This is a genomic window from Xenophilus azovorans DSM 13620 (genome assembly GCF_000745855.1).
GTDB lineage: Bacteria > Pseudomonadota > Gammaproteobacteria > Burkholderiales > Burkholderiaceae_C > Xenophilus > Xenophilus azovorans.
On sequence record NZ_JQKD01000039.1, the window covers coordinates 26,646 to 42,004 of the forward strand.

Below are 15,359 nucleotides of genomic sequence, written 5' to 3' on the forward strand. Positions count from 1 at the left end.
CGGCCGACAGTGGCGCCATGAACGCACCCCACCTGCCGCCGCCGCGCGACGCCGTCGCCGCCGTCTCGCACCCCGATCCGTACCCCTGGTACGCCGCCCTGCGCGACGGGCCGCCGCTGCAGTTCGATGCCGCGCTGGGCCTGTGGGTGGCCGGCCGCGCCGACGTGGTGTGCCGGGCGCTGGCGCATCCCGCGCTGCGCGTGCGCCCACCCGGCGCGCCGGTGCCGCCCGGCCTGGCGGGCACGCCGGCCGGGGCGCTGTTCGGCCAGCTCGTGCGCTGGAACGACGGCGCCGTCCATGCCGGGCACAAGCCGGCGCTGCAGGCGCTGCTGGCGGCCTTCGACGCCGCCGCCGTGCGGGCCGCCACCCTGTGTGCGGCACGCCTGCTGGGCCGCCGGCCGCTGGACGAACTCTGCTTCGCGCTGCCGGTGGCGTCGCTGGCCGCGCTGCTGGGCTTCGGCGACGACGCGCTGGAGGCGCTCGTGCACGCCACCCGCCGGCTGGCCGAAGGCCTGTCGCCCGCATCGACGCCCGCGCAATGGGCGGCCGCCGGCGCCGCGGCGCCGGCGCTGCAGGACGCGGCCGGCACGCTGCGCGCGGCGGTGGGCCGGTCGGCGGTGTTCCGCTCGAACCTGGCCGGGCTGCTGGTGCAGGGCTGCGACGCCGGCGCCGCGCTGCTGGGCAACGCCCTCGCCGCGCTGGCGCGCCGGCCCGATCTGCACGCCACGCTCGCGGCCGATCCCGGCCGCCTGCCCGGCTTCGTCGCCGAGGTGGCCCGCCACGATGCACCTGTGCAGAACACGCGCCGCTTCGCCGCCGAGGCGATGGCCTTCGAGGGCGCGCGCCTGGCGCCCGGCGACGGCCTGCTGCTGGTGCTGGCCGCCGCGCAGCGCGACCCGGCGCTGCATCCGGTGCCGGACCGCTTCGACCTCGACCGCGCGGAACGTCGGCTGCTGTGCTTCGGGCACGGCATGCATCGCTGCCCCGGGCAGTCCATCGCCTTGGCGATCGCGGCAACGACGCTGGAATGGCTGCTGACCCGCGCCGGCGGAGGCATGCTGGCGCTGCCGGCCGGCTGGCGGCCTTCTGCCAACTGCCGCATTCCCTTTTTCGACCAGGAGACCTCCCGATGATGGCCGTGATCTTCGAAGTGCAGCCCGCGCCCGGGCAGCGCCAGGCATATCTCGACACCGCGGCGGCGCTGCGGCCGCAACTGGAACGCATGGACGGCTTCCTCTCCATCGAGCGCTTCCAGAGCCTGAAAGATCCCGACCGCCTGCTGAGCCTGAGCTTCTGGCGCGACGAGGCCGCGCTGGCCGCCTGGCGCCGGCTCGAATCGCACCGCCGCGCCCAGGCGGCCGGCCGCGACCACGTGTTCGCCGGCTACCGGCTGCGGGTGGCGGCGGTGGTGCGCGACTACGGCATGGACGCGCGCGACGAGGCGCCCGAGGACAGCCGCGCCGTGCACGGCTGAAGGCGTTCCGCGTCAGGCGATCGCGTCCGCGAAGCGTTCGCGGAAGGCCGCGCAGAAGGCGGGCGTGCCGACGACCGACAGCGTCCAGGTGCGCCGCGGCGCGGGGCCATGCCCGTCGTCCTCCACGTGCAGGTCGGCGTCCCATTCGCCGCCCGCCTCCACCGGCGCGCGCCGGCCGGGGAAGGCTGCCTCGGCCCACGCCAGCACCTGGCCGATCTCGGCCTCCACGGCAGCGGCACGCACCGGGGCGACGCTGGCCATGGCCTCGAACAGGCCGACGCCGTCGTCGCCCTCGCTGTGGTCGAAGAGCAGGTAGTCCATGCTGGCGGGCGATTGTCCTTCGGCGCGCGGCCGGCGAAACACAGTGTTCGCCGAGGCGGCGCCGGCGCCGCGGCGGCCTTTGCCACAATGCCCCGGTGCCCTCCGCCCCGCTCCTCCAGGCCCGCCACCTCTTCAAGCGCTACGGCGACACCACGGTGGTGGACGACCTCTCCTTCGAGATCGCACCCGGCGAATGCCTGGGCGTGATCGGCCCCAACGGCGCCGGCAAGACCACCACCATCCGCATGTGCCTGGGCCTGACGGCGCCGGACGCGGGCGAGATCGTGGCGATGGACGGCCTGGCCATGCCGCGCGACGCGCGGGCGATCAAGGCGCAGCTCGGCGTGGTCAGCCAGTTCGACTCGCTCGACCCGGACTTCAGCTGCGCCGAGAATCTGGTGGTCTACGCGCGCTACTTCGGCTTCTCGCGCCGCGCCTTCGCGCCGAAGGTGCCGCAGCTGCTGGACTTCGCGGCGCTCTCGCACAAGGCCGACGCCAAGCCGGGCGAACTCTCCGGCGGCATGCGCCGGCGCCTGTCGCTGGCGCGCGCGCTGGTCAACGACCCGAAGCTGCTGCTGCTGGACGAACCCACCACCGGCCTCGACCCGCAGGCGCGCCACCTGATGTGGGAGCGCCTGCAGACGCTGCTGCAGCAGGGCAAGTCGATCCTGCTGACCACGCACTTCATGGACGAAGCCGAGCGCCTGTGCTCGCGCCTGCTGGTGATCGACCACGGCCGCAAGATCGCCGAGGGCCGTCCGCGCGAGCTGATCGCCGAGCACCTGGAGCCCGACGTGGTGGAGGTGTACGGCAACGGGGCGCTGGCTTTGGCCGCGTCGCCGCTGCGCCAGTTCGCCGCGCGGGTGGAGGTGAGCGGCGAGACCGTCTTCTTCTACACGCAGGACGCGCGCCGCCTGCTCGATGCGCTGGCCGCGCACGGCGGCCTGCGCATCTTCCACCGCCCGGCCAACCTGGAAGACCTGTTCCTCAAGCTCACCGGAAGGCAGATCCGTGAAGACGGCTGATCCCTCGCCCTGGCGCCCGCCCGCCATCACCACCCGCTGGTGGCCGGTGTTCCTGCGCAACCTGCTGGTGTGGCGCAAGCTGGCGCTGCCCAGCCTGATCGGCAACATCGCCGAGCCGCTGATCTGGCTCGTGGCCTTCGGCTACGGCATGGGCGCGCTGGTGGGGCAGGTGCAGGTGGACGGGCGGGCGGTGCCCTACATCCTGTTCCTGGCCAGCGGCTCGATCTGCATGAGCGCGATGAACGCGGCCAGCTTCGAGGCGCTGTACTCGGCCTTCTCGCGCATGCACGTGCAGAAGACCTGGGACGGCATCATGAACGCGCCGGTGGGCCTGGACGACGTGGTCTTCGCCGAGATGGCATGGGCCGCCTTCAAGTCGCTGTTCACCGTCACCGCCATCCTGCTGGTGATGCTGGGGCTGGGCATCAGCCACAGCCCCAAGCTGCTGGCGGCCTGGTTCATCCTGGCCGGCTGCGGCATCGTGTTCTCCAGCATCGCGCTGATCTTCAACGCGCTGGCGAAGAGCTACGACTTCTTCACCTACTACTTCACGCTGTTCATGACGCCGATGATGTTCCTGTCGGGCGTGTTCTTCCCGCTGGAGCAGCTGCCCGACGCGGTGCAGGCGGTGGCGCGCTGGCTGCCGCTGGCCAACGCGGTGGCGCTGGTGCGGCCGCTGTTCATGGACCAGTGGCCCGCCGCCTGGCTGCAGCCGGCGCTGACGCTGGCGGCCTATGCGGTGGCCGCCTTCTGGGCGGCGCTGGCGCTCACCCGGCGGCGCTTCGCCGCCTGACGAACGGTCGGGCGGCCGGGTCGGCCGGCGGGCGAAACGTAGACAATGGCATTAACAACAAGAACGCCCGCCGCTGTCCGCCCACCCCGTCATGAAGCACATCCTCCGCTCCTGGACTTTCTGGATCCGGCTCGAACTGGGCGATGAATGCCGCGAGTACCTGGACCGGATCACGCTGCCCCGGCTGCGCGGGGCGCCCGGCAACCTCTATGCCACCGCCCTGTTCCGCGGCCTGCCGGACGGCACGCTCGAGGTGGTGGTCGCCTCGGTGTGGGAGAACCTGGAGAGCATCCGCGGCCACGCCGGGGAAGACCTGCTCCAGCCCTCGGTCGAGCCGGAGGTGCGCGCCAAGATGGTGGACCGCGACATCGTGGTGCGGCACGCGCTCATCGACCCGATCGACCCTGCCGCCGGCGTCCCCCCCGAAACGCTGAGGGGTGGGCTCAGCCAGTTGCCCGCGGCCTGACGCGCGAGGCCGCCTCCCGGGCGTGGCGGCGCGCCGTCTCCACGTCGTCCGCATGCGCCAGCGCCACGCCCATGCGGCGCCGGGCGAAGCTCTCCGGCTTGCCGAACAGGCGCAGGTCGGCGCCGGGCACGGCCAGCGCCTCGTCCACGCCGTCGAACACGATGCCCACCGCATCGACGCCGCCGTAGATGACGGCGCTGGCGCCGGGGCTCTTCAGCGCGGTGTCCACCGGCAGGCCGAGGATGGCGCGCGCATGCAGCTCGAATTCGCTCTGCCACTGCGTGGCCAGCGTCACCAGGCCGGTGTCGTGCGGTCGCGGGCTCACCTCGCTGAACCACACCTGCTCGCCCTTGACGAACAGCTCCACCCCGAAGATGCCGAGCCCGCCCAGGTCGGCCGTCACCTGCCCGGCGATCTCCTGCGCGCGCGCCAGCGCCGCCGGGTGCATGGGGTGCGGCTGCCAGCTTTCCACGTAGTCGCCGTGGGCCTGCAGGTGCCCGATGGGCTCGCAGAACCGCGTCTGCACAGCGCCGCCCTCGCCGCGGGCGCGCACCGTCAGCAGGGTGATCTCGTAGTCGAAATCGATGAAGCCCTCGACGATGACGCGGCCGGTGCTCACCCGGCCGCCGGCCATGGCGTAGTCCCAGGCCCGGCGCACGTCCTGCGGGCCGTCGATGCGGCTCTGGCCCTTGCCCGAACTGCTCATCACCGGCTTGACGATGCAGGGGTAGCCGATGCCCTCGTCGATGGCGGCCTGCAGCTCCTCCAGCGAGTCGCAGAAGCGGTAGGGGCTGGTCGGCAGGCCCAGCGTCTCGGCCGCCAGGCGGCGGATGCCCTCGCGGTCCATGGTCAGGCGGGCGGCGCGGGCGGTGGGGATCACCTTCACCGTGCCGGCGGCCTCCAGCGCCTCCAGCACCGGCGTGGCGATGGCCTCGATCTCGGGCACCACCAGGTCGGGCTTCTCCTGCTCGATCAGCGCCCTGAGCTGCGCCGGGTCGCTCATGACGATGGTGCGCGCATGGTGCGCCACCTGCTGGCCGGGTGCGTTCTCGTAGCGGTCGACGGCGATGGTCTCCACGCCCAGGCGCTGCAGGGCGATGAGCACCTCCTTGCCGAGCTCGCCGGAGCCCAGCAGCATCACGCGGGTGGCCTGGGGGGAAAGGGGGGTGCCGAGACGGGTCATGGCGGACAGGTGCGAAGTGGAAACGGGACGACCCCGCACTGTAAGGCCGCCGCCGGCAGCCACTTGGCACAAGCCCGCCCGCCCCGCGCCGCCTAGAGTGGACGGCCCCCGCCCGCCACGCCCCCGCAGCAGGAGACCGCGACCATGCACTACACGCACGAGCACCGGCAGATGCAGCAGACGCTGCGCCGCTACATCGACGAGCACATCAACCCGCGCGTGGACGAGTGGGAAGCGGCCGAGATCGCGCCGCTGCACGAGATCTTCAAGGGCCTGGGCGCGCTGGGCCTGCTGGGCCTGAACAAGCCCGAGGCCTACGGCGGCGCGGGGCTCGACTATTCCTGGGCCATGGCGATGGCCGAGACGCTGGGCCACGTGAGCTGCGGCGGCATCCCGATGGCGATCGGCGTGCAGACCGACATGTGCACGCCGGCGCTGGCGCGCTTCGGCAGCGACGAGCTCAGGCGCGAGTTCCTGGCGCCGGCCATCGCGGGCGAGCAGGTGGGCTGCATCGGCGTGAGCGAGCCCGGCGCGGGCAGCGACGTGGCCGGCATCCGGAGCGTGGCGCGCAAGGACGGCGGCGACTACGTCATCAGCGGCCAGAAGATGTGGATCACCAACAGCCTGCAGGCCGACTGGATGTGCATGCTGGTCAACACCGGCGACGGACCGGCACACAGGAACAAGTCGCTGGTCATGGTGCCGATGGACCGGCCCGGCATCGAGAAGGCCGGGAAGATCCGCAAGATCGGCATGCACAGCAGCGACACCGGCCTCATCCACTTCGACGAGGTGCGCGTGCCGCAGCGCTATCGCATCGGCGAGGAGGGCCAGGGCTTCGTCTACCAGATGCAGCAGTTCCAGGAGGAGCGGCTGTGGTGCGCCGCCAGCGCGCTGGTGCCGATGGAGGACTGCATCGCCCAGACCATCGGCTGGGCGCAGGAGCGGCGCCTGTTCGGCGCCACGCTGGCCGACCAGCAGTGGGTGCAGTTCAAGCTGGCCGAGCTGCAGACCGAGGTGGAGGCGCTGCGCGCCCTGACCTACCGCGCCTGCGACCTGTACCTGGCGGGGCAGGACGTGCTGCAGCTCGCCTCCATGGCGAAGCTCAAGGCCGGCCGCCTCACGCGCGAGGTGGCCGATACCTGCCTGCAGTTCTGGGGCGGCATGGGCTTCACGCTGGAGAACCGCGTCTCGCGCCTGTACCGCGACGGCCGCCTGGCCTCCATCGGCGGCGGCGCCGACGAGGTGATGCTGGGCATCCTGGCGAAGACGATGGGGATCGCGAAGCGGCCGCCCCGCTAGCGCGGCCGGCGCCGCGACGCCAGGCGTTCGCCGACCTGCCTGACGGCCTCGGCGAATTCCCGCAGCACCGCGGGCGGGTCGGCGCGCCCGCTGCGCGTGTACAGGCCGAAGGACGGCAGGCCCATGGCCGGCGCGACCGCCACCCTGCGCACGCCGCCGCGGGCGATCTCGTCGATGGCCTGTTCCAGCCGCACCGCGCACAGCAGCGACGGGTCCATGCGCAGCACGGTGCCGATCGTCACCGACGACATCACCTCGACCACCGGCTCCGGCGGCGTCGCGCCGTCGTTCAGGAAGGCCGTCATGAAGGCCTGGCGCACCAGCGTCTCCTTCGGCGGCACCACCCAGGGCGCGCCGCGCAGGTCGGCCCAGCGCAGGCCGCGGCGGGCGGCCTGCCGGTTCGACGACGACGCCATCACGCACAGCTCGTCGCCCAGCAGGACTTCCGGGCGCAGCAGCGGGAGCGTGTCGCCCGACAGCAGCTCGGGGGTGACGGCGGCGAACACGCAGTCCAGCTCGCCGTCGAGCAGGCGCCGGAAGAGTTCGTGGACGCGGCCCTCCCGCACGTGCACCGCGGCGCCCGGCAGGCGCTCGCGCAGCCGGATGATGGCGGCCGGCACCGTGGCGGTGACGGACGGCGCACCCACCCGCAGCACGGCGGCCACGCCGTCGCGCAGGGCGTCGACGTCCTCCGTCGCGCGGACCAGTTCGTGCAGCACCGCCCGGGCGCGGTAGACCGCGGCCCTGCCCAGGGCGTTGGCATGGATGCCCTGGTGGCCGCGCTCGAACAGCCGGTCGCCGAAGCAGCCCTCGATCTCTCCCAGCATCTTGCTGATGGCCGGCTGGCTCAGGTGCAGCCGCGCGGCCGCGCCGCGCATCGTCGGCGTGTCCGCGAGCGCGACCAGCAGCTCCAGATGCCTCAGCCGCAGCTTGCGCACCAGGCGGTCGGTCTTGGCGTCCATGTCGAATCCCTCCGCGCTCCAGGCGATCACCGATTGTGATCGACACCTCACGAATATCGAATTTTCAAGAATCGCCGGCGGGGATAAGGTCGCCGGCAATGGATACGGAACAACAGCAGGAGACGCCCCGGCCCGCCGCGCCGCTGAAGGGCGTGCGCGTCATCGACCTGGGCCAGTACATCGCCGGCCCGGGCGCCGCCATGGTGCTGGCGGAACTCGGCGCCAGCGTGGTCAAGATCGAGCCCCCGGGCGGCGACCAGGCGCGGCACATCGGCCGCTACGGCGAGTCGATGCTGCGGGCCTACAGCCGCGGCAAGCAATCCATCGCGCTGGACCTCAAGAGCGAGGCCGGCCGCGAGATCGCCTGGCGCCTGATCGCGCACAGCGACGTCGTCATCCAGAACCTGCGCCCCGGCGCGGTGGAATCGCTGGGGCTGGGCCCCGCCGCCGTGCGCGGGCGCTTCCCGCGGGTGGTCTACCTGTCGATCTCGGGCTTCGGCGACCGCGGCCCCTCGCGCGAGCGCCCCGGCTACGACATCGCGGCGCAAGCGGAGAGCGGCCTGATGTCGGTCACCGGCGAACCCGACCGCCTGCCGCAGAAGGTGGGCGCGCCGGTCATCGACGCGGCCGCGGCGCACCTGGGCGCGCAGGCGGTGCTGGCCGCGCTCTACGGCCGCGAGAAGACCGGTATCGGCGAGACGCTGCACACCTCGCTGCTGGAGGTGGCGATGCACCTGCAGGCCACCACCTGGTGCGACTACCTGGGCGGCGCGCCGGAGCCCACGCGCATCGGCGACGGACAGCCGCACAACGCGCCCGCCGCCGAGGTGGTGCCGACGCGCGATGGCCACATCGTGCTGTCGGCCTACGCGGACGAGCACTGGGCCCGCTTCTGCCGCGTGATGGGGCGCGAGGCGCTGGCGACGGACGCGCGCTTTCGCACCAACGCCCTGCGCGTGCAGCACCGCGACGCGCTGCGGGCGGTGCTGCGCGAATGCCTCTCGGCGCTCACGAGCGACGAATGCGTGGCCCTGCTCGGCCGCCACCAGATCGTCGCGGGCGCCGTGCGCAGCTACCGGCAGGCGCTGCACAGCCCCGACGTGCAGGCCAGCGGCATGCTGGTCGACGCGGTGGCCGCCGACGGCAGCCGCTACCAGGCGCTGGCCCTGCCCTACCGCCTGGGCGAATCGCCGCGCGCCACGCCGCCCGCGGCGCCCGCCTGCGGCGCCGACACCGCCCGCGTGCTGGCCGAGGCCGGCTACGGCGAGGACGAGATCGCCGCACTGCGCCGCGCCGGCGCCGTGACCTGAATGGAAGCCAGCATGCCTGCCGAGACGCCCTCCAGCCCGACCGCCGCCGAGCAGGCGGTGATCCAGACCCTGCCGCTCTTCGAGATGATGCGCATGCGCGCGGCCACCACCGCGCGCCGCCATCCCGTCCTGGGCTTCGCCTCTCAGGACCGCGGCGCGACGCTGCGCTGGGTCAACCAGTTCACCCACACGCACCGCCGGCTCGGCCCCGAGGACCGCGAGGTCGTCAGCCCGAACAACGACACCGTCTACAGCAACGCCTGGCTGGACCTGTCCGAGGGGCCGGTCGTGATCGACACGCCCGACATGGGCGAGCGCTACTGGACGCTGGGCCTGCTGGACGCCTGGACCAACCCCTTCGCCTACGTGGGCCGCCGGACGACCGGCAGCCGCGCCCAGCGCACGCTGGTGCACAGTCCCGCCTGGCACGGCACGGTCCCCGACGGCATCACGCGGACCGTCGCCGCGCCGGGCGACGACGTGTGGATCATCGGCCGCATCCTGGTGGACGACGACGGGCCCGATGCGCAGCAGGTGCGCTGCCTGCAGTCCGCGATGCGGCTCGTGCGCCCGGACGGCAGCGACGCGGCGATGCGCGTGGACACCTGGATCGACGGCCGCGACACGCGTGTCCCGTCGCCGGCGCCCTACCGCTCGATCGTCGACACGGCGCTGCAGCGCAACCCGCCGCCGCCGGAGGAGCCGCTGTCCTGGCCGCCCGCACCCGACGCCCTCGCCCGCGCGCTGCCCGCCGTCTACGACCGGCTGCGCACGGGCGGCCAGCCGCACGACCTGGGCGGCGGCTGGGCCATCCCGGTGGTGGTGCGCACCCACTGGGGCGGCGACCACCTGACGCGCGCCCGCATCGCCCGCAACTTCATCGGCGCCCTCGGCATCGACGAGGCGATGTACCCCACCGCCGAGGTGGACGCCCATGGCGCGCCGCTCGACGGCGCGCGGCGCTACGAGCTGCGCTTCGCGCCGGGCGCGGGCCCGAAGGTGGGCGCCTTCTGGTCGCTCACCATGTACCGGCGCAGCGACTGCCTCTTCGTCGCCAACCCCATCCACCGCTACTCGATCGGCGACCGCACGCCGGGTCTGCGCCACGACGCGGACGGCAGCCTCGCGATCCGGCTGCAGGCCGACGACCCCGGGCCGGGCTTCAACTGGCTGCCTGCCCCGCAGGGCGAGCCGTTCTACGTCGTGCTGCGGCTCTACCAGCCCCATGCCGACCACCTGGAGCGGCGCTTCGCCTATCCGCCCATCCGGCCGCTCTGACACCCGCACCCAAAATCGAACGGAGACACACCATGACACTGAACCGCCGCCGCCTTCTCGCCGCCACCGCCGCCGCGCTGGCGCTCCCGTGGGCCGCTGCCGCCCGGGCCCAGGCCTGGCCCGCACGGCCGATCCGCCTGGTCTCGCCCTACGGCGCCGGCGGCTCCAACGACATCCTGACGCGCGTGCTCGGCGACTTCCTGTCGCGCCGGCTCGGGCAGAGCGTCGTGGTGGAGAACAAGGCCGGCGCGGGCACGCGCATCGCCAACGAGTACGTCGCCAAGGCGCCGGCGGACGGCTACACGCTGCTGCACGCCGCGGCGCCCATCGCCATCGGCGAGGCGCTCTACAAGGACCTGCCCTACGACGTGCACAAGAGCTTCACCGCCATCGGCAGCACCGCCATCGCGCCGCTGTTCCTCGTCGTGAACGCCGAGGCGCCCTACAAGACGCTGGCCGAATTCATCCAGCACGCGAAGGCCGACCCCAAGGGCGCGACCTTCGGCTCCCCGGGGCCCGGCTCGGCGCCGCACCTGACGGCCGAACTGCTGCTGCGCAGCTCCGGCACGCCGGGCATCGTCGTCCAGTACCGCGGCGACGCGGCGGCCTATACCGAGCTGCTGGCAGGCCGCATCGACGCCACGCTGACCGCGATCTCGACCGCCGTGCCGCACATCCAGGCCGGCAAGCTGCGCGTGCTGGGCGTCGCCAACGAGGCGCGCACGCCGCTCTATCCGCAGGCGCCGACGCTGCGCGAGCAGGGGCTGCCCACCGTCGTCGGCTACGGCTGGTACGGCATGCTCGCGCCGGCCGGCACGCCCGCCGCCGTCGCCGAGCGCCTGAACGCCGAGATCCGCGCCGCCGTGGCCGATCCCGAGGTCCGCCGCAAGGCGGAGGCCGCGGGCCTGGAGCTGCGCGGCGGGCAGCCCGCCGAGTTCAGCGCCTTCATCGCCGCCGAGACGCGCAAGTGGGCGCAGATCATCAAGGCGGCCAACATCACGGCGGAATAGGGAAGAGGCGCCGCGGCGTCATCGGCTATCGTTCGCTGCGCCCTCCCTGCGCAGCCCCATGAACCCCGACGACCTCCAGCGCCTCACCACCCTCCCGATGCCCTTCGGCAAGCACAAGGGCACGCTGATCGCCGACCTGCCGGGCAACTACCTGGCCTGGTTCGCGCGCGAGGGATTTCCGAAAGGGGAGATCGGCCGGCTGCTCGCGCTGATGCACGAGATCGACCACAACGGGCTGCGGCCGCTGCTGCAGCCGCTGCGGCCGGACCGCGGGAGCGGCCGGCCGTAACGCCGCGTCAATGGGTCGCGATACTGCGCGACACCGGGACCGGCCGCGTCATCATGACACCGGAGGCCGCGGAGCAGGCCATGCGCGAACACCCGCGGAACTGGCTTGGCTAGGCCGCTGGAGAGGCCTTGCAGGCCGCGCCGAGCCAGTGGCTCGGCTCTTCGCCAGTCATGAAAGGTCCACTGGACCTTTCATGTACGGGCTCAGCCCCCTGGAGGGGGTTGGCGAAGCGGAACGAAGTCCGCGAAGACTGGGGGTGTTCACTTCATGCCGCGCCGTCGGTCTTGCGCAGGATCTGATACAGCTCGTCCTTGAGCGCCAGCTTCTGCTTCTTCATCGTCTCGATCTGCATGGGCGTCGAGGGCTCGGCGAAGGACTCCATGTTCTTGATCTTCTGGTCCAGGTCGTTGTGCTTGTCGAACAGCCGCAGGAAGTGCGGGTCGCTGGCCTTGAGCCGGGTGATCAGGTCGCGGTATTCGGGAAACATGAGCGCACAGCCTCCTTCGATGGCGCGGCCGGGCCCATCCCGGCCGCCACCCCACTGTAGCGCCCCCCGGGCGCCGGGCCTCACGGCCCGGCCCTTCACTCGATGGTGGCGCCCGAGGCCTTCACGATGTCCTTCCACTTCAGGTAGTCGGCGGCGAGCAGGTCGGCGAACTGCGCCGGCGTCATGGCCTGGAACTCGGCGCCCTGCGCGTGGATGGCGGCCTGCACGTCGGCGCGGGCCAGCAGCTTGTTGACCTCGGCGTTGAGCCGGGTCACCACCTCCTTCGGCGTGCCGGCGGGCGCGAACAGGCCGTACCAGGTGCTGACGTCGAAGTCCTTGCCGTAGCCCAGCTCGGCCACCGTCGGCACGTCAGGCAGCGAGGTGCTGCGCCGCGCGGAGGTGACGGCCAGCGGGCGCAGCTTGCCGGCCTTGAGCTGCCCGATGGCCGAGGGCAGCGAGGACACCATCAGGTCCACGTTGCCGGCCAGCACGTCCATCATGGCCGCGTTGCTGCCCTTGTAGGGCACGTGGCGGATCTGCACCTGCGCGGCGCTCTTGAAGATCTCGCCGGCCAGGTGGATGGTGGTGCCGTTGCCCGGCGAGCCGAAGGTGACGGCGTCCGGCGCCTTGCGCGCGGCCTCGACCACGTCCTTGAGCGACTGGAACTTCGACTCGGTGCGGGTGACGATGACCACCGGCGTGTAGGCCACGTGGGCGACGGCGGCGAAGTCCTTGACCGGGTCGTAGCTGAGCTTCTTGTACAGCCACGGGGCGACGACCATGTTGTCCTTCTGCCCCATGACGATGTCGTAGCCCGTGGGCTGGGCGCGCGCCGCCTCGGCGATGCCGATGGTGCCGCCGGCGCCGCCGCGGTTGTCGGGCACCACCGTCCAGCGCGTCACCTCGGTGAGCTGGGTGGCGATCAGGCGCGAGAGGATGTCGGTGCCGCCGCCGGGCGGGAAGGGCACGATCAGGCGGATGGGCTTGGCGGGCCAGGCGGCCTGCGCGAGGGCGGGGCCGGCGGCGGCGCCCAGGGCCAGGGCCGGCAGGGCGCGCAGCAGGGCGCGGCGTGGGATGTCGTTGTGCATGGGGTCCTCGTGTGTCTCTGTCTCCGCAGGGGGGCGCGGGCGGTGGTGGGCGGGCCGTCGTCGCGGCGCCGGGGGCGCCAGTGTGCCCAAGCGGCCGCGCGCAGGGTTTTCCGGCTCGCGAGGGGTGGCTTGCCGAGGGCAGAAGGCCGGCTCGCCGCTGGCCGAAGGTCGCTACTTTTTCAATAGCGAACAAGCTCCATCCTCATTGAACGTAAGCCCATTTTCCTCACCCATCGTACGCACTATTCCGTAGCTTCCGGTCAGCCACGGGTCAGCCTCGTCGCACGACCCTCGCCGCCTCGACAACCAAGGCGGAGACTTATGGCGATCAAGAGCCAGGCTGACTTTTTCTCGGGTGTGATGTTCATGGTGGTCGGCGGCGTGTTCGCCATCGGCTCGACGAACTACACCATCGGCGACGGGGCCCGCATGGGGCCCGGCTACTTCCCGCTGATGCTCGGCATCCTGCTGGCGCTGCTGGGCGCGGCGATCGTGTTCCGGTCGCTGGTGGTGGAAACGCCCGACGGCGGACGGATCGCCCGCTGGGCCTGGAAGCCTCTCGGCTTCGTGCTCGGCGCCAACCTGCTCTTCGGCGTGCTGCTGGGCGGGCTGCCCAGCATCGGGCTGCCGGCGATGGGAATGATCATCGCCATCTTCGCGCTGACCATCGTCGCGAGCATGGCGGGCAGCCAGTTCCGGCTGCGCGACTCGGTGCTGCTGGCGGTGGTGCTGGCGGTGGGCAGCTACGTGGCCTTCATCCTGCTGCTGAAGCTGCAGATCCAGGTCTGGCCGACCTTCATTTCCGGCTGAAGAAGAAAGCGGACCATGGATTTCAATCTCTTCCAGAACCTCGCCACGGGCTTCGGCGTCGCCGTCTCGTGGGTCAACCTGCTGTATTGCCTGATCGGCTGCATCCTGGGCACGCTGATCGGCGTGCTGCCCGGCATCGGCCCGGTGGCCACCATCGCCATGCTGCTGCCGGCCACCTACGCGCTGCCGCCGGTGTCGGCCCTGATCATGCTCGCCGGCATCTACTACGGCGCGCAGTACGGCGGCTCCACCACCGCCATCCTGGTCAACCTGCCGGGCGAGTCATCCTCGGTGGTGACAGGCATCGACGGCTACCAGATGGCGCGAAGAGGACGGGCGGGGCCAGCGCTGGCGGCCGCCGGCCTGGGCTCCTTCTTCGCCGGCTGCGTGGGCACCATCATCCTGGCCGCCTTCGCGCCGCCGCTGACCGAGCTGGCCTTCAAGTTCGGCCCCGCCGAATACTTCAGCCTGATGGTGCTGGGCCTGATCGGCGCCGTGGTGCTGGCCTCCGGCTCGCTGCTCAAGGCGATCGCGATGGTGGTGCTGGGCCTGCTGCTGGGCCTGGTGGGCACCGACGTCAATTCCGGCGTGGCGCGCTTCTCCTTCGACATCCCCGAGCTGACCGACGGCATCGGCTTCATCGCGATCTCGATGGGCGTGTTCGGCTACGGCGAGATCATCGGCAACCTGTCGCAGCCGGACACCGAGCGCGAGATCTTCACCAACAAGGTCAAGGGCCTGTGGCCGACGGGGGACGACTTCCGCAAGATGATCCCGGCCGTGCTGCGCGGTACCGCGCTGGGCTCCTCGCTGGGCATCCTGCCGGGCGGCGGCGCACTGCTGTCGTCCTTCGCGTCCTACGCGCTGGAGAAGAAGCTGAAGATGGCGCCGGGCGAGCTGCCCTTCGGCAAGGGCAACATCCGCGGCGTGGCCGGCCCCGAGTCGGCCAACAACGCCGGCGCCCAGACTTCCTTCATCCCGCTGCTCACCCTGGGCATCCCGCCCAACCCGGTGATGGCGCTGATGGTCGGCGCGATGACCATCCACAACATCCAGCCCGGCCCGCAGGTGATGAGCAGCAACCCCGAGCTGTTCTGGGGCCTGATCGCCTCGATGTGGCTGGGCAACCTGATGCTGATCATCCTGAACCTGCCGCTGATCGGCATGTGGATCAAGCTGCTGAAGGTGCCCTACCGGCTGCTGTTCCCGGCCATCGTGCTGTTCTGCGCCATCGGCGTCTACACCACCAACAACAACACCTTCGACGTGTGGATGGTCGCCATCTTCGGCTTCGTCGGCTACGTGTTCCTCCAGTTCCGCGTGGAGCCGGCGCCGCTGCTGCTGGGCTTCATCCTCGGACCGATGATGGAGGAGAACCTGCGCCGCGCCCTGCTGCTCTCGCGCGGCAGCTGGAGCGTGCTGGTCACGCGGCCGATCTCGCTGGGCCTGCTGATCGGCGCCCTGGCGCTGCTGGCCATCGTGCTGCTGCCGTCGGTCAGCGCCAAGCGCGAGGAAGCGTTCGTCGAGGAATGACGCAGCCCGCTCCCGCCACGGCGGGGGC

17 protein-coding genes are annotated in these 15,359 nt (G+C 72.0%); 12 read left to right on the plus strand and 5 right to left on the minus strand.

Going from position 1 to position 15,359, the window contains the following annotated elements; genetic code table 11:
* Nucleotides 1-17: 17 nt before the first annotated feature.
* Nucleotides 18-1,133, plus strand: coding sequence for a cytochrome P450 (locus Q392_RS19435; RefSeq protein WP_038211247.1), 1,116 nt, complete (start codon nucleotides 18-20; stop codon nucleotides 1,131-1,133).
* Nucleotides 1,130-1,474 carry an antibiotic biosynthesis monooxygenase family protein gene (locus Q392_RS19440; RefSeq protein ID WP_038211249.1) on the plus strand — a complete coding sequence of 115 codons (345 nt, stop codon included), beginning with the start codon at nucleotides 1,130-1,132 and terminating at the stop codon, nucleotides 1,472-1,474. The genes Q392_RS19435 and Q392_RS19440 overlap by 4 nt, the downstream gene beginning before the upstream one ends.
* A gap of 12 nt (nucleotides 1,475-1,486) precedes the next feature.
* On the opposite strand, the gene Q392_RS19445 is transcribed toward Q392_RS19440, so the two are convergent.
* Complete coding sequence (locus Q392_RS19445) at nucleotides 1,487-1,795, minus strand: hypothetical protein (protein WP_038211251.1); 309 nt, start codon at nucleotides 1,793-1,795, stop codon at nucleotides 1,487-1,489.
* 95 nt (nucleotides 1,796-1,890) lie between these two features.
* On the opposite strand from Q392_RS19445, the gene Q392_RS19450 reads away from it, so the two are divergent.
* The 3 genes from Q392_RS19450 to Q392_RS31400 all read left to right on the plus strand — a co-directional run bounded on the left by Q392_RS19450 (nucleotide 1,891) and on the right by Q392_RS31400 (nucleotide 4,079).
* On the plus strand, nucleotides 1,891-2,820 hold the full coding sequence (locus tag Q392_RS19450) for an ATP-binding cassette domain-containing protein (RefSeq protein WP_038211253.1): 930 nt from the start codon (nucleotides 1,891-1,893) through the stop codon (nucleotides 2,818-2,820).
* Entirely contained in the window at nucleotides 2,717-3,613 is an 897-nt protein-coding gene (locus Q392_RS19455; protein ID WP_084217219.1) for an ABC transporter permease, read from the plus strand. The genes Q392_RS19450 and Q392_RS19455 overlap by 104 nt, the downstream gene beginning before the upstream one ends.
* A gap of 91 nt (nucleotides 3,614-3,704) precedes the next feature.
* The gene (locus Q392_RS31400; RefSeq protein ID WP_051953773.1) at nucleotides 3,705-4,079 is read left to right on the plus strand and encodes a hypothetical protein; all 375 of its coding nucleotides are present in this window, start codon (nucleotides 3,705-3,707) and stop codon (nucleotides 4,077-4,079) included.
* On the opposite strand, the gene purT is transcribed toward Q392_RS31400, so the two are convergent.
* Nucleotides 4,057-5,262 carry a formate-dependent phosphoribosylglycinamide formyltransferase gene (gene purT / locus Q392_RS19465; RefSeq protein WP_038211257.1) on the minus strand — a complete coding sequence of 402 codons (1,206 nt, stop codon included), beginning with the start codon at nucleotides 5,260-5,262 and terminating at the stop codon, nucleotides 4,057-4,059. The genes Q392_RS31400 and purT overlap by 23 nt on opposite strands.
* A gap of 144 nt (nucleotides 5,263-5,406) precedes the next feature.
* Here purT and Q392_RS19470 point away from each other — a divergent pair, with 144 nt between their 5' ends.
* Nucleotides 5,407-6,564 (plus strand): acyl-CoA dehydrogenase family protein, encoded by a 1,158-nt coding sequence (locus Q392_RS19470; protein WP_038211259.1) that lies wholly within the window; start codon nucleotides 5,407-5,409, stop codon nucleotides 6,562-6,564.
* On the opposite strand, the gene Q392_RS19475 is transcribed toward Q392_RS19470, so the two are convergent.
* Nucleotides 6,561-7,526 carry a LysR family transcriptional regulator gene (locus Q392_RS19475; RefSeq protein ID WP_038211339.1) on the minus strand — a complete coding sequence of 322 codons (966 nt, stop codon included), beginning with the start codon at nucleotides 7,524-7,526 and terminating at the stop codon, nucleotides 6,561-6,563. The genes Q392_RS19470 and Q392_RS19475 overlap by 4 nt on opposite strands.
* A 98-nt stretch (nucleotides 7,527-7,624) precedes the next feature.
* On the opposite strand from Q392_RS19475, the gene Q392_RS19480 reads away from it, so the two are divergent.
* The 4 genes from Q392_RS19480 to Q392_RS19495 are packed head-to-tail and all read left to right on the plus strand — an operon-like array spanning nucleotide 7,625 to nucleotide 11,413.
* On the plus strand, nucleotides 7,625-8,836 hold the full coding sequence (locus Q392_RS19480; protein ID WP_051953774.1) for a CaiB/BaiF CoA transferase family protein: 1,212 nt from the start codon (nucleotides 7,625-7,627) through the stop codon (nucleotides 8,834-8,836).
* A 12-nt stretch (nucleotides 8,837-8,848) separates the two neighbouring features.
* Nucleotides 8,849-10,114, plus strand: coding sequence for a DUF1254 domain-containing protein (locus Q392_RS19485; RefSeq protein ID WP_038211341.1), 1,266 nt, complete (start codon nucleotides 8,849-8,851; stop codon nucleotides 10,112-10,114).
* A 32-nt stretch (nucleotides 10,115-10,146) separates the two neighbouring features.
* On the plus strand, nucleotides 10,147-11,124 hold the full coding sequence (locus Q392_RS19490; protein ID WP_038211262.1) for a Bug family tripartite tricarboxylate transporter substrate binding protein: 978 nt from the start codon (nucleotides 10,147-10,149) through the stop codon (nucleotides 11,122-11,124).
* A gap of 58 nt (nucleotides 11,125-11,182) precedes the next feature.
* Complete coding sequence (locus tag Q392_RS19495; protein WP_038211263.1) at nucleotides 11,183-11,413, plus strand: DUF3820 family protein; 231 nt, start codon at nucleotides 11,183-11,185, stop codon at nucleotides 11,411-11,413.
* Nucleotides 11,414-11,678: 265 nt separating this feature from the next.
* Here Q392_RS19495 and Q392_RS19500 read toward each other — a convergent pair whose 3' ends face one another.
* Nucleotides 11,679-11,900, minus strand: a complete 222-nt coding sequence (locus Q392_RS19500; RefSeq protein WP_038211266.1) for an HP1242/YdcH family protein — start codon at nucleotides 11,898-11,900, stop codon at nucleotides 11,679-11,681.
* A gap of 95 nt (nucleotides 11,901-11,995) precedes the next feature.
* Entirely contained in the window at nucleotides 11,996-12,988 is a 993-nt protein-coding gene (locus Q392_RS19505) for a Bug family tripartite tricarboxylate transporter substrate binding protein (protein WP_038211267.1), read from the minus strand.
* Between the two features lie 321 nt (nucleotides 12,989-13,309).
* On the opposite strand from Q392_RS19505, the gene Q392_RS19510 reads away from it, so the two are divergent.
* The gene (locus tag Q392_RS19510) at nucleotides 13,310-13,798 is read left to right on the plus strand and encodes a tripartite tricarboxylate transporter TctB family protein (protein ID WP_038211269.1); all 489 of its coding nucleotides are present in this window, start codon (nucleotides 13,310-13,312) and stop codon (nucleotides 13,796-13,798) included.
* 15 nt (nucleotides 13,799-13,813) lie between these two features.
* Complete coding sequence (locus Q392_RS19515) at nucleotides 13,814-15,331, plus strand: tripartite tricarboxylate transporter permease (RefSeq protein ID WP_038211271.1); 1,518 nt, start codon at nucleotides 13,814-13,816, stop codon at nucleotides 15,329-15,331.
* The last annotated feature ends 28 nt before the right edge of the window (nucleotides 15,332-15,359 follow it).

What these genes read in the sequence shown, in the direction of transcription:
- Q392_RS19435 (WP_038211247.1), top strand. Translation starts at nt 18, where the DNA reads ATGAACGCACCCCACCTGCCGCCGCCGCGCGACGCCGTCGCCGCCGTC.
- Q392_RS19440 (WP_038211249.1), top strand. Translation starts at nt 1,130, where the DNA reads ATGATGGCCGTGATCTTCGAAGTGCAGCCCGCGCCCGGGCAGCGCCAG.
- Q392_RS19445 (WP_038211251.1), bottom strand. Translation starts at nt 1,795, where the DNA reads ATGGACTACCTGCTCTTCGACCACAGCGAGGGCGACGACGGCGTCGGC.
- Q392_RS19455 (WP_084217219.1), top strand. Translation starts at nt 2,717, where the DNA reads ATGCGCTGGCCGCGCACGGCGGCCTGCGCATCTTCCACCGCCCGGCCA.
- Q392_RS31400 (WP_051953773.1), top strand. Translation starts at nt 3,705, where the DNA reads ATGAAGCACATCCTCCGCTCCTGGACTTTCTGGATCCGGCTCGAACTG.
- purT (WP_038211257.1), bottom strand. Translation starts at nt 5,262, where the DNA reads ATGACCCGTCTCGGCACCCCCCTTTCCCCCCAGGCCACCCGCGTGATG.
- Q392_RS19470 (WP_038211259.1), top strand. Translation starts at nt 5,407, where the DNA reads ATGCACTACACGCACGAGCACCGGCAGATGCAGCAGACGCTGCGCCGC.
- Q392_RS19475 (WP_038211339.1), bottom strand. Translation starts at nt 7,526, where the DNA reads ATGGACGCCAAGACCGACCGCCTGGTGCGCAAGCTGCGGCTGAGGCAT.
- Q392_RS19480 (WP_051953774.1), top strand. Translation starts at nt 7,625, where the DNA reads ATGGATACGGAACAACAGCAGGAGACGCCCCGGCCCGCCGCGCCGCTG.
- Q392_RS19485 (WP_038211341.1), top strand. Translation starts at nt 8,849, where the DNA reads ATGCCTGCCGAGACGCCCTCCAGCCCGACCGCCGCCGAGCAGGCGGTG.
- Q392_RS19490 (WP_038211262.1), top strand. Translation starts at nt 10,147, where the DNA reads ATGACACTGAACCGCCGCCGCCTTCTCGCCGCCACCGCCGCCGCGCTG.
- Q392_RS19495 (WP_038211263.1), top strand. Translation starts at nt 11,183, where the DNA reads ATGAACCCCGACGACCTCCAGCGCCTCACCACCCTCCCGATGCCCTTC.
- Q392_RS19500 (WP_038211266.1), bottom strand. Translation starts at nt 11,900, where the DNA reads ATGTTTCCCGAATACCGCGACCTGATCACCCGGCTCAAGGCCAGCGAC.
- Q392_RS19505 (WP_038211267.1), bottom strand. Translation starts at nt 12,988, where the DNA reads ATGCACAACGACATCCCACGCCGCGCCCTGCTGCGCGCCCTGCCGGCC.
- Q392_RS19510 (WP_038211269.1), top strand. Translation starts at nt 13,310, where the DNA reads ATGGCGATCAAGAGCCAGGCTGACTTTTTCTCGGGTGTGATGTTCATG.
- Q392_RS19515 (WP_038211271.1), top strand. Translation starts at nt 13,814, where the DNA reads ATGGATTTCAATCTCTTCCAGAACCTCGCCACGGGCTTCGGCGTCGCC.